Here is an 18,155-nt window from a genome sequence, read left to right on the forward strand (position 1 = left end):
GATGATGGCGCCGGTGCGCTCGCGGCGGTTGGATGTGACCGCGCCGCCTGCGCCGCCGCCAACGGCACCGCCGATTACCGCACCGGTCGAGCCGCCGAGCGCGCCACCGACCGCCGCGCCGGCGACACCGCCGAGTGCGCCGCCGAGGGCATTATTCATATCGCCCGCAAACACCGGCAGGGCGGATGCCGCCAGGGCGATGGCCAGGGTGAAACTGCGAACGGGGTGCCGAGACATGTTCTTCTTCCTTGGGTTGAGCAACTGTGACGCAAGTGTAGAGATGTAGCCGCGACCTTGCTGTAACCACGTGTAAGGCGCTGTAACCGCTGCAGAAACGTCAAACGGTCCGCCAGTATTGGCGGACCGTTCTTTAACGGCGTGAAGCGCGGAGTTACTGCGGGGTTAGGATGGTTGTGCGGCTATGCGCACTCACATTCCTGTGTGCGTGCCGCACGCCACGTGCAGATCAGCAACATTTTCCCTGCCCCCCGCCGTAGCGGGCCTCCTGCCGTTCGCGAAAGAATGCCTCGTAGGTCATGGGTTCGCGGTCGGGGTGGGTGGCCTCCATGTGCGCCACATAGGTCTGGTAATCCGGCAAACCCACCATCAGGCGCAGGGACTGGCCCAGGTAGCGTCCCATGGTTCCAAGTTGCTCAAGCATGATGGATCTCCTGTTTCCAAATCCAAGCCCGATATCGGGTTAGCGCTGGCCGGTGGCCAGCGCACCCACTCAATGCTGCGCCGAAGCCGAAGCCGGCATCGCTTCGAACGGCGTTTCGCGGTCGCTCGGGCGGCTCTGCGTGCGAGCCTTCATCGCGGTCTTGAAGCCGTAGAACACGATCGACAGCACCACGAACATGAACAGCGCGCACAGCCCGGCATCCAGGTAGTCGTTGAAGACGATGCGATGCATCTGCTCCATCGACTTGGCCGGAGCCAGCACCTTGCCTTGGGCGATGGCGTCGCTGAACTTGGCCGCGTGGGTCAGGAAGCTGACCTTGGGGTCGGCGTCGAACAGCTTTTGCCAGCCGGCGGTCAGCGTGCAGATCAGCAGCCAGATGGTGGGCACCAGGGTGACCCAGGCGTACTGGCCGCGCTTCATCTTGACCAGCACGCAGGTGCCGAGCACCAGCGCCACCGAAGCCAGCATCTGGTTGGAGATGCCGAACAGCGGCCACAGCGTGTTGATGCCGCCCAGCGGGTCAACCACGCCCTGGTACAGGAAATAGCCCCAGAACGATACGGTCAGCGCGGTGGCGATCAGGTTGGCCGGCAGCGAGTCGGTGCGGCGAAACGACGGCACGAAGCTGCCCAGCAGGTCCTGCAGCATGAAGCGGCCCGCGCGGGTGCCCGCATCTACCGCGGTCAGGATGAACAGCGCCTCGAACAGGATGGCGAAGTGGTACCAGAAGGCCATCATGGCCTGGCCGCCCACCACCTGGTGCAGGATGTGGGCAATGCCCACGGCCAGCGTCGGTGCGCCGCCGGCGCGCGAGATGATGGAGTTCTCGCCAACGTCCTTGGCGGTCTGGATCAGCACGTCGGGCGTGATCACGAAGCCCCAGCCCGAAACCACCTGGGCTACCGTTTCCGGCGAGGTGCCGATCACGGCTGCCGGGCTGTTCATGGCGAAGTAGACGCCCGGCTCGATCACCGAGGCGGCCACCAGCGCCATGATGGCGACGAAGGACTCGGCCAGCATCGCGCCATAGCCGATAAAGCGCATATGCGCTTCGCTCTCAAGCAGCTTGGGCGTGGTGCCCGAGGAGATCAACGCGTGGAAGCCCGACACCGCGCCGCAGGCGATGGTGATGAAGAGGAACGGGAACAGGTTGCCCGACCACACCGGCCCGCCGCCCTTGGCGAACTGTGTGAACGCCGGCATCTTCAGCTCCGGCGCCACGATCAGGATGCCGATGGCCAGCGCGATGATGGTGCCGATCTTCAGGAAAGTGGAGAGATAGTCGCGCGGGGCCAGCAGCAGCCACACCGGCAGCACGGCGGCGATAAAGCCGTAGATGATCAGCATCCACGTCAGCGCCTTGCCGTCGTAGGTGAACAGCGGCGCCAGCACGGCGCTCTCATGCACATACTGGCCGCCGATGATGGCGAGCATCAGCAGCACGAAACCGATCACCGACACCTCGCCGATGCGGCCCGGGCGGATGTAGCGCGTGTAGATACCCATGAAGATGGCGATAGGAATCGTCACCCCCACCGTGAAGGTGCCCCAGGGCGAGTCCGCCAGCGCCTTCACCACGATCAGCGCCAGCACTGCCAGGATGATGATCATGATCATGAAGCAGCCGAACAGCGCGATCATGCCGGGCACCGTGCCCATCTCGGACTTGATCAGGTCGCCCAGCGAGCGGCCGTCGCGGCGCGTGGAGATGAACAGCACCATGAAGTCCTGCACCGCACCGGCAAACACCACGCCCGCCAGAATCCACAGCATGCCGGGCATATAGCCCATCTGCGCGGCCAGCACCGGGCCCACCAGCGGGCCGGCGCCGGCAATGGCGGCGAAGTGGTGGCCGAACAGCACCGCCTTGTTGGTCGGCACGTAGTCCAGCCCGTCGTTATGGCGCCAGGCCGGCGTCATGCGTTTGGGATCGAGCTGCATCACCTTCTCGGCGATGAACTTGCTGTAGTAGCGGTAAGCGATCAGATAGATACAGATCGCGGCGACCACGATCCACAAGGCACTGACGGCTTCGCCGCGAGACAGTGCAACGGTGGCAAAGGCAAAGGCGCCAAGGACGGCGACGGCCAGCCACACCAGGTGTTGCCCGATGCGATTCATGATGAGGGTCTCCTCAGACCATTTTTAGGAATGCCGGCGGCGGCAGGTGCCGGAAGCAAGGGGGGCGCGGGTGGCGTCCCCTGGTGGCGGCGGGCGGAGGGGTGGGCGGCGGGTTGGTTCCTGCCATGTCTCCGTCGACGCCCGGTATGTCTCGCAAGATCCGGATCTGGTCGTCGCAGGCGGGCGATGCAAACAGCTCAGACGCTAGCCGCACCCACTGCGCAGGACGCATGCATTGCGCCGCCTGTGCGGCACTCGCGCGTCCGGCGTGTAGTATTGACACCCGTCCCTGGCGGCACAAGCGCGGAACTACGCAGCGATGCTGCGTGTTACTACGTAGATCGACGCTCGCATGCCGCTTGCGCGTCATCCGTGTTTACCCCGGTCCCGATGAAACTCCGTCAGAAAATCCTGTTACTGGCCGTCGCGCCGCTCGCCGTGGCCATGTTCGGCATCGCGCTGGCCGTGCGTTACCAGGCCACCCAGCTGGCAAGCCACGAGCGCGCGCTGGTCGAGGCGGCCTACCTGCAGAGCAAGGAAGTCGAGCTGCGCCACTACGTAGAACTGGCGCAAAGCGCGATCGCGCCGATGGTGCGCTCGGGCCACAACGATGCGGCCACCCGCGACGCCGCCATGCAGGCCCTGGCGCGCCTGGACTACGGCCCCGACGGCTACTTCTTTCTCTACGACCTGCAGGGCCGCAACCTGATGCACCCGCGCCAGCCCGAGCTGGTCGGCCAGGATTTGTGGAGCTTGCGTGACCCGCAGGGCGCGCTCACCATCCAGAAGCTGATCGCCGCGGCCCGCGCCGGCGGTGGGTCGGTGCGCTATATGTGGAGAAAGCCCTCGTCGCAGCAACTGGCCCCCAAGCTGGGTTACGTGGTCGCCGTGCCGGAGTGGAACTGGATGCTGGGCACCGGCATCTATCTCGACGACGTGGAGCGCACCCTGCGCCAGCTCGATGCGCGGGCGGAGACCGATATCCGCGAGACCATGGCCTGGATCGGCGTGATTGCCGCGATCAGCATCCTGTTGGTGGCCGCCAGCGGCCTGGCGCTCAATGTGAGCGAGCACCGCGAGGCCGACGCCAAGCTGCGGCAGCTGGCGCAGCGCGTGGTGCAGTCGCAGGAAGAAGAACGCGCGCGGCTGTCGCGCGAGCTGCACGACGGCATCAGCCAGTTGCTGGTGTCGGTCAAGCTGCTGCTGGAGACGGCCGCCAACCGCCTGCGCATGGCCCCGGCCGAGGGCGCCTCGGTTGCGCCCGTGCTTGGCACGGCGCTGGTCCGGCTGGATACGGTCTTCAATGAGGTGCGCCGGGTGGCGCGCAACCTGCGCCCTGCCCTGCTTGACGACCTCGGCCTGTTCGCGGCGCTGCAGCACCTGGCACGCGAGATGCAGGAAGGCAGCGGGCTGCAGATTGCGGTGTCGCACACGGGCAAGCCGCGCGAACTCGCCGACGAGCAGGCCACGGCCCTCTACCGCATCGCCCAGGAGGCGCTGACCAATGTGGAGCGGCATGCGCATGCGCGCCATGTCACGCTGGTGCTGGCGTTTGACGTCAACGCTACCCGGCTGACCGTGCAGGACGACGGCGCCGGCTTCGACGTGGCACGCATGCAGCTCGATCCGAAGCGCGGCATCGGCCTGCGCAACCTGCGCGAGCGCGTCGCCGCGCTGGGCGGCGAGTTCGATATCGTCTCCGGGCCGGGCGCGACCAGGCTGAGCGCCGCGGTTCCGGTAGTGCCGGTGCAGTCGAGCATACGCCACAACCCAAATTTGCCAGACTCACCAGGAAACACCCACTCATGACCCCCGCCCCCGCCCGCGTCCTGCTGATCGACGACCACGCGCTGGTGCGCGACGGCATGCGCATGCGTCTTAGCCTGCAGCCCGAGCTCACGGTGGTGGGCGAAGCCGACGACGGCGAGGCCGCGCTGGCCTGGCTGGCGCGGGCCAGCGCCGAGCACATGCCTGAGCTGGTCATCACCGATATCGGCATGCGGGGCATGGGCGGCATCGCACTGGCCGCCGCGTTGCACGAGGACTATCCCGAACTGGCCGTGCTGATCGTGTCGATGCACGACAACCTCGAATACGTGCGCCAGGCGATCCGCGCCGGCGCGCGCGGCTATGTGCTCAAGGATGCGCCCGCCGACGAACTGATGGCCGCCATCGCCGCAGTGCTGGCCGGCCGCGTGTTCTACAGCGCCCGCATCGCCCGCAGCATGGCCGAGCAAAGCCCGGCCGCCGGGCCGCTCGATGCGCTTACTCCGCGCGAGCGCGACATCTTCAACTGCATCGGCCGCGGCCAGGCCAACAAGGACATTGCCGCCGCGCTGGGCGTGTCGGTGCGCACCATCGAGACCCACCGGCTCAACCTGCGGCGCAAGCTGGGCATCGAAGGCCGCGCCGAACTGGTGAAGTTCGCCGTGGAACATGCCGGCGCCGAGGGCGGACCGGGCGGGCCCAAATGAAAAAAGCCCGCCCCGTTTCCGGGGTGGGCTTTCGAGATTGCTGGCAAGGCTGGAGCGACAGCCGTCGTCGTCGCGTGTGGTTTTGGCCTGTTCGACGGCTCCGGCCGATGCATCAGGTTTGTCAGCGAGGCCGGGCCTGCCTGTTATTTAGGCAGCCAGACGCTTGGCCAGCGCGGCCTTGGCATCCACCAGGGCTTGCGGCAGGTTGTGCTTGAGTTGGGTGAACAGCTCCTCATGCAGCGCCAGCTCCTGTTGCCAGGCGGCGTGGTCGATCGAGGTGACTTGCTCGAATTGCTGCCGGGTGAAGTCCAGGCCTTCCCAGTTCAGGTCCTCGAAGCGGGGCGAGGTGCCGAACACGTGGTCGGTGCCCTTGCCGCGGCCTTCGACGCGGTCGATCATCCACGACAGCACGCGCATGTTCTCGCCAAAGCCCGGCCACACGAAGTTGCCGTCCGCGTCCTTGCGGAACCAGTTGACGCAGTAGATGCCCGGCAGCTTGGCGCCGGCAGCTTCCAGCTTCTTGCCCAGCGCCAGCCAGTGGCCGAAGTAGTCGCTCATGTTGTAGCCGCAGAACGGCAGCATGGCGAACGGGTCGCGGCGCACCACCCCTTGCTGGCCGGCAGCGGCGGCGGTGGTTTCCGAGCCCATGGTGGCGGCCATGTAGACGCCTTCGGTCCAGTTGCGGGCTTCCGTCACCAGCGGCACGGTGGTGGAGCGGCGGCCGCCGAAGATGAACGCATCGATGGCGACGCCGGCCGGGTTGTCCCAGTTATCGTCGATCGACGGGCACTGCACGGCCGGGGCGGTGAAGCGGGCGTTCGGGTGGGCAGCCTTGGCGCCGGTTTCCTTGGCGATGGCCGGGGTCCAGTCCTTGCCTTGCCAGTCGGTCAGGTGCGCCGGAGCTTCCTTGGTCATGCCTTCCCACCACACGTCGCCGTCGTCGGTCAGCGCCACGTTGGTGAAGATGACGTTTTCCTTGAGCGTGGCCATCGCGTTGAAGTTGGTCTTCTCGCTGGTGCCCGGGGCCACGCCGAAGTAGCCGGCTTCCGGGTTGATGGCGTACAGGCGGCCGTCCTGGCCCGGCTTGATCCAGGCGATGTCGTCGCCGATGGTGGTGACCTTCCAGCCTTCGAAGCCCTTGGGCGGGATCAGCATGGCGAAGTTGGTCTTGCCGCAGGCCGACGGGAACGCAGCGGCCACGTGGTACTTCTTGCCTTCCGGCGACGTCACGCCCAGGATCAGCATGTGCTCGGCCAGCCAGCCTTCGTCGCGGCCCATGGTGGACGCAATGCGCAGTGCGAAGCACTTCTTGCCCAGCAGCGCGTTGCCGCCGTAGCCCGAGCCGTACGACCAGATTTCGCGCGTTTCCGGGAAATGGACGATGTACTTCGTCGGGTTGCACGGCCACGCCACGTCTTTCTCGCCGGCAGCCAGCGGCTTGCCCACGGTGTGCACGCACGGCACGAACTCGCCGTCGGTGCCCAGCACGTCGAACACGGCGCGGCCCATGCGCGTCATGATGCGCATGTTGACGGCAACGTACGGCGAATCCGACAGTTCCACGCCAATGTGGGCGATCGGCGAGCCCAGCGGGCCCATCGAGAATGGCACCACGTACAGCGTGCGGCCGCGCATGCAGCCGTCGAACAGGCCGGACAGCGTCTGGCGCATTTCAGCCGGGGCGGTCCAGTTGTTGGTGGCGCCGGCGTCTTCCTTCTTCTGCGAGCAGATGAAGGTGCGGTCTTCCACACGCGCCACGTCGGACGGATCGGACAGCGCCAGGAACGAGTTCTTGCGCTTGGCCGGGTTCAGGCGCTTCATGGTGCCGGCGGCGACCATCTGTTCGCACAGGCGGTCGTACTCTTCCTGCGAGCCGTCGCACCAGTAGATATTGTCGGGTTTGGCAAGGGCGGCGAACTCGGCGACCCAGGCGACCAGCTTCTGGTGCTTGACCCAGGCTGGAACGTTGAGTGCGGGCGTGCCCTGCATGGCGGGGTGGTTCATACTGCAACTCCAAAGCGTAAAGGAAAATCTTGCAAAGCCTGGCCGGTTGCCGCGTCGGGAGACGGCTGGCGGCGGCCCCACGACCAGGGCAGACCGCGGCAATTCGCCGCTGGTTCCGCACCGGGCCGGGTAGGATGGCTCAGGCCAGGATCGTCACATCCCGTTACAACTCCACAGCGACCGGAACTGCGCAAAAGGTCGCGACAGGCCCCGCGGCTGCGCTACAGTGGCGCTTCGCCTGTGACAGGGCCGGGCAGGCTTTGTCCGATGTGGCCCGGGTGACGGGAGCAAGGCTCGACCGACAATCTGGGGCGGCATCGGAACCGGCAAGGATACCACCGCCGCACGCCGCTGTTTTTTGCTCCGCAGCAATGTTCGTGCGCGATTCCGGGCCATGCCGTATTGTCTCGTTTGCCTGTCCGTCGGCTCACTTTCGCGTCGCGCGGGATTGTTCCCGCAGCGTGCTGCATCCGGTGCGATGTCGGGCGGCAGATGCTAAAACTATAACGTTGATGGGTGCGCCGCAATGTGGGTGTGCGCACCTTGCGATAGCCAAACTAGAGTTTCCGATGAAGATTGCCGTACTCGACGATTATCAGGATGCCGTTCGCAAGCTGTCATGCTTCAGCCTGCTCGATAGCCATGACGTCAAGGTGTTCAACAACACCGTCAAGGGCGTAGGCCAGCTGGCGGCACGCCTGTCCGACGTGGAAGCCGTGGTGCTTATCCGCGAACGGTCGCGCATCACCCGGCAACTGCTGGAAAAACTCCCCAAGCTCAAGATCATCAGCCAGACCGGGCGCATTGGCGGCCATGTGGATGTCGAGGCCTGTACCGAGCGCGGCGTGGCGGTGCTGGAAGGCGCGGGCTCGCCCGTGGCCCCGGCCGAGCTCACCTGGGCGTTGATCATGGCGGCCCAGCGCCGCATTCCCCAGTACGTGGCCAGCCTCAAGCATGGCGCCTGGCAGCAGTCCGGGCTCAAGTCCACCACCATGCCGCCCAACTTCGGCCTGGGCCAGGTGCTGCGCGGGCAGACGCTCGGGATCTGGGGCTACGGCAAAATCGGCAAGCTGCTGGCGGGCTACGGCCGCGCCTTCGGCATGAACGTGCTGGTATGGGGACGCGAGAACTCGCAAAAAAGCGCGCGCGAAGACGGCCTGGCCGTGGCCGAGTCGCAGGAGCAATTGTTTACCGACAGCGATGTCCTGTCGCTGCACCTGCGCCTGAATGACGAGACCCGCGGGCTGGTCAAGCTGGCCGACTTCTCCCGCATGAAGCCCACCGCGCTGTTCGTCAACACCAGCCGCGCCGAGCTGGTCGAGGAAAACGCCCTGCTGGCCGCGCTCAACCGCGGGCGCCCCGGCATGGCGGCGGTCGACGTGTTCGAGTCCGAGCCCATCCTGCAGGGCCACGCCCTGCTGCGCATGGAAAACTGCATCTGCACGCCGCACCTGGGCTATGTCGAGCGCGAAAGCTATGAGATGTACTTCCGCATTGCCTTCCAGAACATCCTCGATGTGCTGAGCGGCAAGCATGACAGCATCGCCAATCCCAAGGCGCTGACCCCGGCGCTGTCGCGATAAGCGCCAGGCCGTAGACGCTAGCCCCGCCGGCCCCCCTCGGCCGGCGAGTGCGCTACGCTCAACGCGAACAAGGCAAAACCGCTACACTCGGACTTCCCGCGCGGCCTCTGGCCGCGCTTTTCGTCCTTCCCACCTCCTTTTCCCTGCCCCGGTCGCCATGGATCCCAGGCTCGTGATGCTGTGCCTTGGCAATTTTGTCATCGGTACCGGCGCGATGATCGTCACCGGCATGCTCAATGACATTGCCGGCGATTTCCAGCTCGGCGCCGGCACCGCCGGCCAGCTGATCTCCGTGTTTGCGCTGGCGACCTGCGTCGGCGCGCCCTTGTTCGCCACGCTTGGCTCGCGCATCGACCGCCGGCTGCTGCTGGCGGGCGCGCTGCTGGTCTATGCCGCGATGCACCTGGCCGCGGCCTTCGCGCCGAGCTTTGCCAGCCTGATGGCGATTCGCTTCCTGAGCGCGATCGGCGCGGCCATCTACACCCCGCAAGCCGCTGCCACCTTGCCGTTGCTGGTCAACGCGCAGACGCGCGGGCGCGCCATCAGCTTTGTCTTCCTGGGCTGGAGCGTGGCCAGCGTGGTGGGCGTGCCGATGGGGACGTGGATCGCCAGCACGCTGGGCTGGCGCTTCAGCATGGGGCTGGTGGGTTTGCTGGCGCTGGGCGCATCGGTGGGCGTGTGGCGGGCCTTGCCGCCGCGGCTGTATGTGGAGCCGGTGGGGCGGGCGGCCTGGGGCGCGGTGCTGCGGCACACACCGATGGTGCTGGTGGTGGCCACCACCATGATCCAGTCGGCCGGGATGTTTACGCTGTTTACTTATATTGCCCCGCTGCTGCGCGACGTGCATGGCATCAGCGGCGGCACGCTCAGCCTGATGTTCCTGGCTTATGGCGCCTGCGGCGTCAGCGGCAATGTGCTGGCGGCTTCGCGCATGGACCGGGCCACGCCCGCGCGCATCGTCCAGTTCGCCATGCTGACGTCGCTGGCGGCCATGTTGCTGTGGCCGCTGGCCACGCTGGGGCCGGTGGCGCTGGTGCTGATCTTCATGTTGTGGGGCGTGGGCGGCTTTGCTACCAACAGCGCGCAGCAGGCGCGGCTGGTGGCGCTGGCGCCGGAGCGCGCGGCGGTATCGATCTCGCTCAACTCGTCTTCCATCTACCTCGGCCAGGCCCTGGGCGCGATGGGCGGCGCGGCGATCTACGCGACAGCCGGCGCCGACTCCCTGCACTGGGGCGCGGCGGCACTGATGCTGCTGGCGCTGGTCGTATCGCAGCAGGCGCGGGTGCTGGGACGGCGCTGGAGCCTGTGCGAGGCAGCGCGGCAGCAGGCCTGACCCAATCTACCCGGACAAAGCGGCCAGCCGTGCGGCACCACACACGCGGCAGCCGCTTGATACCGCTGTTCGGAAAATCCCGGCGCTAAGATAAAGGACACAGGATCAAGGAGACGGCATGAGCACATCCAATGGCATGCGCCTGCTCGCCATCAGCGTCGGCAAGGCGGTCCCGCTCTTCGTGGCGGCGGTGGGTACCGAAGCGGTGGTGATGTCGGGCATCCGCAAGCACCCGCTCAGCACCTTGCTGCATCCGCTGTCGGTGGCCGTGCGCCCGCTGGGGCTGGCGGGCGACGAACAGGCCGACCTGAGCGTGCACGGCGGCCTGGACAAGGCGGTCTACGCCTACCCGGCCGAACACTACGCCTGGTGGAACGAGCGCCGCCGGGAAGCGCGCCTGCCCGAGGCCGGGAAGCCGCTCGTCCCCGGCGCCATGGGCGAAAACCTGACCCTGGAGGGCGTGCTCGAGACCGACCTGTGGGTGGGGGATCTGCTGCGCATCGGCGACGTGGTGCTCAAGGTGGAGTCGCCCCGCCAGCCCTGCTACAAGCTCAACGCCGTGATGGGCTACCGCCATGCGATCAAGCATATGGTGCAAAGTGGTTATTCAGGCATTTACCTGAGCGTGGTCACCCCGGGCGATCTCCAGGCCGGCGCCGCGGTGGCCGTCGAGCCCGGACCGCGCGATGTGTCGATAGAAAGCATCAACACCCGGCAACGCAATGGCCGCCAGAGCCAGCTTTTCTGATAATGTTTGGCTCTCGATACAAGCAGGTATCCGCTCGCGCTGTAATAGTTTGTAATGGCGCGGATTGCGCGGGCACTGGCCTTCAGCGCCCCTGATCCTGTACTACTAGCGGTCTTCCGCAGCGCGGCACCGGCTTCCCAGAAGGCCGGGCCACGGGGGAGCGGGCGCATTTTGCGCGCACTGTAAGAGAGTCCTCACATGAAAACGAACGGGATCGACCAGGCCAAGGGCTTTGTCGACGCTAAGTGGAGTCCGGCGATGGGTACCGGCAAAGGGGTTTCGCCCTGGTTGCTCGGCGCGGTCTTGATCGCGCTGGCCGCGGGCGGATGGTTCGGCTGGCGTGCCTGGACGGCGCCCAAGCCGGCGGCCAAGGCGCCGCCCGTGGTGGTGGTGGCCACCGCCTTGGTGCAGCAGGGGGACGTGCCGCTGCGGGTGACGGCTAACGGCACGGTGAGCGCGCTCGCCACGGTGGAGATCCGCCCGCAAGTGTCGAGCACCGTGCGCAGCGTGCATATCAAGGAAGGCCAGACCGTCAAGCCGGGCGACCTGCTCTTCACGCTGGACACCCGCATGGACGAGGCCAACCTCGCCAAGGCGCAGGCCCAGCTGATGCGCGACCAGGCCGACCTGTCCGATGCGCGCCGCACCCTGGCGCGCAGCAAGGAGCTGCTGGAGCGCAATTTCATCTCCAAGAGCGCGGTGGATACGGCCCAGGCCAAGGTCGACGGCTTCGAGGCCACCATCCGCGCCGACCAGGCCGCCATCGAGGCCAGCCGCGTGGCGGTCAGCTATGGCGCCATCCGTGCCACCATCGGCGGGCGCACCGGCGTGATCAATATGTTCCCCGGCTCGCTGGTGATGCCCAACAGTGCGCTGCCGATGGTCACCATCGCCCAGGTGCAGCCGATTGCCGTCACCTTCACGCTGCCCGAGCGCCAGCTCGCCGCGCTGCGCGAGGCCCTGCACGCCGGCCCGGTCGCCGTGACCGCGCTGCCCAACGACGGCAGCAAGACCCCGGTCACCGGCAAGATCAGCTTTGTCGACAACACGGTGGACCCGCAGTACGGCAGCATCCGCATCAAGGCGCAGTTCGGCAACGACGAGCAGCGCCTGTGGCCGGGTACCTACGCCAACGTGGACGCGGTGGTACAGACGCTCAAGGATGCGCTGTCCGTGCCGCCGCAGGCGGTGGTGACGGGACCCGAGGGGCGCTTTGTCTACGCCGTGCAGCCTGACAACCGCGTCAAGCCGATGCCGGTCAAGGTGCAGGTCTCGACCGCCAGCGCCGCCGTGATCGAGGGCGTGCCGCCCGGCACGCGCGTGGTGGTGGAAGGCGCGCAGAACCTGCGCACCGGCAGCCTGGTGCGCGAAGCGACGCCCGCCGCCAAGGCAGGCACCGCCAGCGCCGCCGTGGCGCACGCCAAGCATTGAGTCCAGAGCACTAACACCATGACCTTGTCCGAGCTCTGTATTCGCCGTCCGGTGATGACGATACTGCTGTGTCTTGCAGTGATCGTCACCGGCATCGCGCTCTACCCCACCATCCCGATCGCGGCGCTGCCGTCGTTCAACTCGCCGGTGATCCAGGTCACGGCCACCTTGCCCGGGGCCAGCCCCGAGACCATGGCGGCGTCGGTGGCGACCCAGCTGGAAAAGCAGTTTGCCACCATCCCCGGCGTGTCGGTGATCAGCTCATCCAACACGCTCGGCAACTCCAGCATCACCATCGAGTTCAACAACGACCGCGACATCGACGCCGCGGCCGTCGACGTGCAGGCGGCGCTGTTCCGCGCCCAGCGCGCGCTGCCGATCGAGATGACGGTGCCGCCGTCGTACCGCAAGGTCAACCCGGCCGATGCGCCGGTGCTGCTGCTGGCGATCAACTCGCCGGCCATGAGCCTGGCCGAGTTGAATGCGTTCGGCGACAACCTGATCTCGCCCAGCCTGGCCACCCTGCCGGGCGTGGCGCAGGTGCAGGTGTTCGGGCAAAAGCGTTTTGCCGTGCGCGTGCGCGCCCACCCGGACGCCCTCGCCGCGCGCGGCCTCACGCTGGATGAGCTGGCCACGGCGCTCAACCGCGCCAACGCCAATACGCCGGTGGGCACGCTGGACGGCGCGCGCCAGACGCTCACCATCCAGGCCAACCGCCAGCTCGCCAGCGCCGACGCCTTCCGCAACATCATCGTGGCCAGCCAGCCCAGCGGCGCGCTGGTGCGGCTCTCGGACGTGGCCGATGTGGAAGACAGCGTCGAGACCATCAAGACCGGCAGCTGGCTCAACAACGAGCGCTCCATCGTGCTCGCCGTGCTGCGCCAGCCGGATGCCAATACGGTGGCGGTGGTGGACGCCATCAAGAACGCGCTGCCCCGCCTGATCCAGCAGATGCCGGATTCGGTCAACGTGGCCGTGGTCAACGACCGCTCGCAATCGATCCGCGAATCCATCCACGACGTGCAGTTCACGCTGGCCCTGACCGTCGGGCTGGTAGTGATGGTGATTTTCCTGTTCCTGCGTCGCGCTGCCGCCACGCTGATTCCCACTGTGTCGCTGCCGATCTCGCTGATTGGCACGGTGGCGCTGATGAAGGCCTTCGGCTACAGCCTGGACAATGTGTCGCTGCTGGCCATCACGCTTGCCGTGGGCTTGGTGGTGGACGATGCCATCGTGATGCTGGAAAACATCGTGCGCCACATCGAGGAAGGCGTGCCGCCGCTCAAGGCCGCGCTGGTCGGCTCGCGCGAGATGGGCTTCACCATCTTGTCGATCTCGATCTCGCTGGTGGCGGTGTTCATCCCCATCTTCTTCATGCCGGGCGTGATCGGCCTGCTGTTCCACGAGTTCGCGGCCGTGGTGTCGCTGGCCATCCTGGTGTCGGCGCTGGTGTCGCTCACGCTGATCCCGATGCTGTGCGCGCGCTTCCTGTCGGCCGAGAACGTGCCGATCGACGAGTCGCAGCATGCCTACGGCGACCACACGGGTGCCAGCCACGCACCGGCCATCGTGCAGAAGCAGACCATCGGGCTGCGCTCCACCCAGTGGTTCGAGAACCTGTTCGAGTTCACCCTGCATCGCTACGCGCGCGGGCTCGACTGGTGCCTGGCGCACCGCAAGTCGGTGCTGGCGGTGGCCGGCCTGACCTTCGTGCTGACCGCGGTGCTGTTCGTGATCATCCCCAAGGGCTTCTTCCCGGAAGAAGACATCGGGCAGATCCAGGTCAATGCCGAAGGCCCGCAGGATATCTCCTTCGACGCCATGGCCGACCGGCTGCGCGATGCGGCCGAGCGCATGCGCAAGAACCCCGCGGTGCGCAGCATCGTGATCTCGATCGGCGGCGGGCCCTCCCCTGCCATCAACACGGGCCGCATGTTCGTCGAGCTCAAGCCGCTGGGCGAGCGTCCCAAGATGGCCAAGGTGGTGGAGTCCTTGCGCAAGGACGTCTCGGGCATCGCCGGCCTGGCGGTTTACTTCTCGCCGGTGCAGAACCTGCGCCTGGGCGGGCGCCAGAGCAAGAGCCGCTACCAGTACACGCTGCAAAGCGTGAAGGCCGGCCAGCTGCAGGAGTACTCCGACAAGCTGATGGGCAAGATGCGCACCGATCCGCTGTTCCGCGACGTCACCAGCGATTCGCAGCAATCGGGCCTGGAGGCCCAGCTATCGATCGATCGCGACAAGGCCAACGCGCTGGGCGTGCAGATCCAGGACGTGCGCCAGGCGCTGTACTCCGCCTTTGGCGAGCGCCAGGTGTCCACCATCTACACGCCGATCGACAACTACTACGTGATCCTGCAGGCGGCTGATATCGACCGCGCCGACGAGACCGCGTTCTCCAAGATCTACGTGCGCAGCAAGACCGGGCAGATGGTGCCGATCTCCGCCTTCGCCACCACCGAGCGCCGGGTCGGGCCGATTGCCGTGAACCACCAGGGCCAGCTGCCCTCGGTGACGGTGTCGTTCAACCTTGCGCCGGGCGCGGCGCTGGGCGCGGCCTCCACCAAGATCGATGCCTACAAGCAAGAGATCGCCATGCCCACCGCGATCTTCACGAGCTGGGGCGGCGACGCGGCGGTGTTCCAGTCGTCCCAGGCCACGCAGGTGCTGCTGCTGGTGGCGGCGCTCGCCGTGATCTACACGCTGCTGGGCGTGCTGTATGAGAGCTACATCCATCCGCTGACCATCCTGGCCGGCCTGCCCTCGGCGGCCGTCGGCGCGCTGCTCACGCTCTTCATCTTCAATGTGGAGCTGTCGCTGATCGCCACCATCGGCGTGCTGATGCTGATCGGCATCGTCAAGAAGAACGCCATCATGATGATCGACTTCGCGCTGGCGGCGCAGCGCGAGCAGGGCATGGCCCCGGCGCACGCGATCCGGCAGGCCTGCCTGTTGCGCTTCCGCCCGATCATGATGACGACCTTCGCCGCCGTGATGGGCGCGCTGCCGCTGGCGCTCGGCCTCGGCGCGGGCGCCGAGCTGCGCCAGCCGCTGGGCCTGGCGGTGGTGGGCGGCCTGCTGTTCTCGCAGGTGATCACGCTGTTCATCACCCCGGTGATCTACCTCGCGCTCGACCGCTTCTCGGGCACCGGCCCGCTGCAGATCGATGAACAAGGCAATCGTCTGCCGGCCCTGGTGGGCGGCGAGGCTGCGCACTGAGCGTGCCGCCGTAGCAAATCGCGACGCCTCGGGGGCGGTGCCGGATCGGTCGGCACCGCCCTTTTTGTTTCTGCTTCGTTGCGGCATTGCCACCAAGCGCCGCGCTTCGTATGCAGGGGCATGCATTGTGGTGATTCATGCTTTACAAATCGTTACTAATTGATAATAATTCGCATTCTCAATAGTGCGTGGCCGGGTCCGCCGAGCAACGCCTGACCACGCGAGCCAGCCGCCGTTCTTCGCACCAGCCAGCCAGCGTTTCGTTTTTTTTGGGGAAAATCCATGAAACGCCGCTGTCTGGCGCGCTTGCGCGCCTCTGTCCGAGTCACGCCCGTTGCCGCCGTCTGCGCCGCCCTGGGCGGTCCCGCCCTGGCTGCCGAGCCGGCCGCCGATCCGGCCGGCCGCTTGAGCGAGGTAGTGGTCACCGCCACCCGCACCGAGGAGCGCGCCGACGCCGTTGCCTCCACCATCACCGCCATCGACGCCAGCCGGATCGAACGCGCCCAGCCTGTCGACGAGGCCGCCCTGTTCGCCGATGAGCCCGATATCGACGTGCCCCGCGACCGCCGCCGCTTTGGCGCCGGCAGCATCAATGTCCGCGGCATCGAGGGCAACCGCGTGCTGCTGATGGTCGACGGCGTGCGCCTGCCCGACTACTACAACGGCGGCGGCCCTTCCAACCTGTCCAGCGCCACCCGCGACGCGCCCGAATTCTCCTTCCTCAAGCGGATCGAGGTGCTGCGCGGGCCGGCTTCCAGCCTGTACGGCTCGGACGCCATCGGCGGCGTGGTGTCGTACGTCACCAAGGATCCCGAGGACCTGATGCGCGCTCGCGCGGTGGGTGGCGAGGCCGGCCTGTCGTGGAACGGCGTCGACCGCAGCTTCGGCCAGACCGCGGGCGTGGCCGGTGGCAACGAGACCATCAAGGGCTTGTTCATGTACGCGCACCGCAAGGGGCACGAAGTGGAGAGCATGGGCGGCAACGACACCACCTCGACCGGCCGCACCAAGGCCAATCCGCAGAACAGCGAGACCAACGCGTGGCTCGGCAAGATCGTGCTCGATCCCGCCGCCGGCCATCGCTTCAGGCTGACCTACGAGCATCGTGACAACGATACCTTCACCGATATCCGCCGGCTGTCCACCGCGCTGCCGCGCGTGACCTCCGCCAGCGGCACCGAGGACCTGTCGCGCAACCGTGTCAGCCTGGACTACGAATGGAAGCCGGCCAGCCGCGTCATCGACCGCCTGAGCGCGGCAGTGTTCTACCAGCAGAGCGAGTTCAACACCGTGACCAACCAGGTACGCAGCAACACCAGCGCCGGATGCTCGGGCTCCACCGCGGGCGGCAGCCTGTGCGACGTGAACCTGCTGTTCGGCTTCCGCCAGCAGCAGACCGGTTTCAATGTGCAGGCCGACAAGTCGTTCAACACCGGCATCGTTGGCCACCGGCTGATCACGGGCGTGGACTTCCTGCGTACCCAGACCAGCGAGATGCGCGACGGCACCACCTACAACCGCACCACCGGCGTGGTGTCGAAATCGCTGGCCGGCGACAACTTCCCGATCCACGATTTTCCCAAGGGCGAAACGCGCCAGACCGGCATCTTCGTGCAGGATGAACTGCAGTTCGCCGGCGGCCGCTTCACGCTCACGCCCGGCCTGCGCTTTGACCACTACTCGCTCGGCCCGGACGACGACAAGCTCTACAACAGCGTGGCCTCCAAGCCCGCCATCAGCAAGAGTGATTCCGCCCTGTCGCCCAAGCTCTCCGCACTGTGGCAAGCCACCGACCGCATCAACCTGTGGGCGCAGTACGTGTTCGGCTACCGCGCGCCCAACTACCAGGAAATCAACGGCAGCTTTCGCAACACCATCCAGGGCTACGGCGCCGCGCCCAATGGCGACCTGAACCCGGAGAAGAGCCGCTCGTTCGAAATCGGCGCGCGCTATACGGATGAGCGCGTGCAGACCAGCGTCGCGGTGTTCGACAACCGCTACAAGGACTTCATCGAGCAAGTCGCGCTGAGGTGCCCGTCGGACCCCGCCTGCCTCGCCGGCCTGCGCGCGACGTACCAGTACCGCAACCAGAGCAGCGTGCGCATCTACGGTGCCGAGTGGCGCGGCAGCTATCGCTTCCTGCCGCAATGGCGCGTGGACAGCGCCGTGGCCTACGCGCACGGCAACAACGAGCAAACCGGCCAGCCGCTCAACAGCGTCTCCCCGCTGCGCGCCAGCGCGGCGCTGACGTGGGAGCGCGGCAGCAACAGCCAGGGCCAGGGCGCAAGCCTGCGCTGGCGCGGCGCGCGCGCCGTGACGCGCACCGACGACACCTCCTTTGCCTACTTCAAGCCGGGCGGCTATGGCGTGGCCGACCTCCAGGGCTGGTGGCGCTTCAACCGCTACGCCAGCCTGGTGCTGTCGGTGAATAACGTGTTCGACAAGAAGTACTGGCTATGGGGCGATGTGCGCCAGGGCAGCGTGGCCGCCAGCGAGCCGGGCCTGGACTTCTACACGCAGCCTGGACGTACCTTTGCCGCCAGCGTGAAGCTGTCGTTCTGAC

Annotated in this window: 11 protein-coding genes and 1 pseudogene; 8 read left to right on the forward strand and 4 right to left on the reverse strand. The window is 66.8% G+C overall.

Going from position 1 to position 18,155, the window contains the following annotated elements; all coding sequences use genetic code 11:
* The 3 genes and pseudogenes from ACGLHR_RS30100 to ACGLHR_RS30110 all read right to left on the reverse strand — a co-directional run.
* A pseudogene (locus ACGLHR_RS30100) lies at positions 1 to 237 on the reverse strand (hypothetical protein); the annotation flags it as partial.
* 229 nt (positions 238 to 466) lie between these two features.
* Complete coding sequence (locus ACGLHR_RS30105; protein ID WP_006162283.1) at positions 467 to 661, reverse strand: YbdD/YjiX family protein; 195 nt, start codon at positions 659 to 661, stop codon at positions 467 to 469.
* A 69-nt stretch (positions 662 to 730) separates the two neighbouring features.
* Positions 731 to 2,803 (reverse strand): carbon starvation CstA family protein, encoded by a 2,073-nt coding sequence (locus tag ACGLHR_RS30110; RefSeq protein WP_400098193.1) that lies wholly within the window; start codon positions 2,801 to 2,803, stop codon positions 731 to 733.
* 390 nt (positions 2,804 to 3,193) lie between these two features.
* On the opposite strand from ACGLHR_RS30110, the gene ACGLHR_RS30115 reads away from it, so the two are divergent.
* Together ACGLHR_RS30115 and ACGLHR_RS30120 are read left to right on the forward strand one after the other, a co-directional pair.
* A complete protein-coding gene (locus ACGLHR_RS30115) occupies positions 3,194 to 4,612 on the forward strand; it encodes a cache domain-containing protein (RefSeq protein WP_400098195.1) in 1,419 nt (472 codons plus the stop codon).
* On the forward strand, positions 4,609 to 5,277 hold the full coding sequence (locus tag ACGLHR_RS30120) for a response regulator transcription factor (RefSeq protein ID WP_267604851.1): 669 nt from the start codon (positions 4,609 to 4,611) through the stop codon (positions 5,275 to 5,277). Before ACGLHR_RS30115 ends, ACGLHR_RS30120 begins: the two co-directional genes overlap by 4 nt.
* A gap of 147 nt (positions 5,278 to 5,424) precedes the next feature.
* On the opposite strand, the gene ACGLHR_RS30125 is transcribed toward ACGLHR_RS30120, so the two are convergent.
* Positions 5,425 to 7,281 carry a phosphoenolpyruvate carboxykinase (GTP) gene (locus ACGLHR_RS30125; RefSeq protein ID WP_400098197.1) on the reverse strand — a complete coding sequence of 619 codons (1,857 nt, stop codon included), beginning with the start codon at positions 7,279 to 7,281 and terminating at the stop codon, positions 5,425 to 5,427.
* Positions 7,282 to 7,850: 569 nt separating this feature from the next.
* On the opposite strand from ACGLHR_RS30125, the gene ACGLHR_RS30130 reads away from it, so the two are divergent.
* The 6 genes from ACGLHR_RS30130 to ACGLHR_RS30155 all read left to right on the forward strand — a co-directional run bounded on the left by ACGLHR_RS30130 (position 7,851) and on the right by ACGLHR_RS30155 (position 18,154).
* A complete protein-coding gene (locus ACGLHR_RS30130) occupies positions 7,851 to 8,864 on the forward strand; it encodes a D-2-hydroxyacid dehydrogenase family protein (RefSeq protein WP_400098199.1) in 1,014 nt (337 codons plus the stop codon).
* 157 nt (positions 8,865 to 9,021) lie between these two features.
* The gene (locus tag ACGLHR_RS30135) at positions 9,022 to 10,197 is read left to right on the forward strand and encodes an MFS transporter (RefSeq protein WP_400098201.1); all 1,176 of its coding nucleotides are present in this window, start codon (positions 9,022 to 9,024) and stop codon (positions 10,195 to 10,197) included.
* Positions 10,198 to 10,315: 118 nt separating this feature from the next.
* Positions 10,316 to 10,945, forward strand: a complete 630-nt coding sequence (locus ACGLHR_RS30140; protein ID WP_318234282.1) for an MOSC domain-containing protein — start codon at positions 10,316 to 10,318, stop codon at positions 10,943 to 10,945.
* A gap of 198 nt (positions 10,946 to 11,143) precedes the next feature.
* Entirely contained in the window at positions 11,144 to 12,376 is a 1,233-nt protein-coding gene (locus ACGLHR_RS30145) for an efflux RND transporter periplasmic adaptor subunit (protein ID WP_400098203.1), read from the forward strand.
* 18 nt (positions 12,377 to 12,394) lie between these two features.
* Positions 12,395 to 15,592: an efflux RND transporter permease subunit gene (locus ACGLHR_RS30150; protein WP_400098205.1), complete on the forward strand. Its 3,198-nt coding sequence runs from the start codon at positions 12,395 to 12,397 to the stop codon at positions 15,590 to 15,592.
* A gap of 282 nt (positions 15,593 to 15,874) precedes the next feature.
* Entirely contained in the window at positions 15,875 to 18,154 is a 2,280-nt protein-coding gene (locus ACGLHR_RS30155; RefSeq protein ID WP_400098207.1) for a TonB-dependent hemoglobin/transferrin/lactoferrin family receptor, read from the forward strand.
* Position 18,155: the final 1 nt, after the last annotated feature.

Origin of the sequence: Cupriavidus sp. CuC1, assembly GCF_044627735.1 — a bacterium.
Classification (GTDB): Bacteria; Pseudomonadota; Gammaproteobacteria; order Burkholderiales; family Burkholderiaceae; genus Cupriavidus; species Cupriavidus ulmosensis.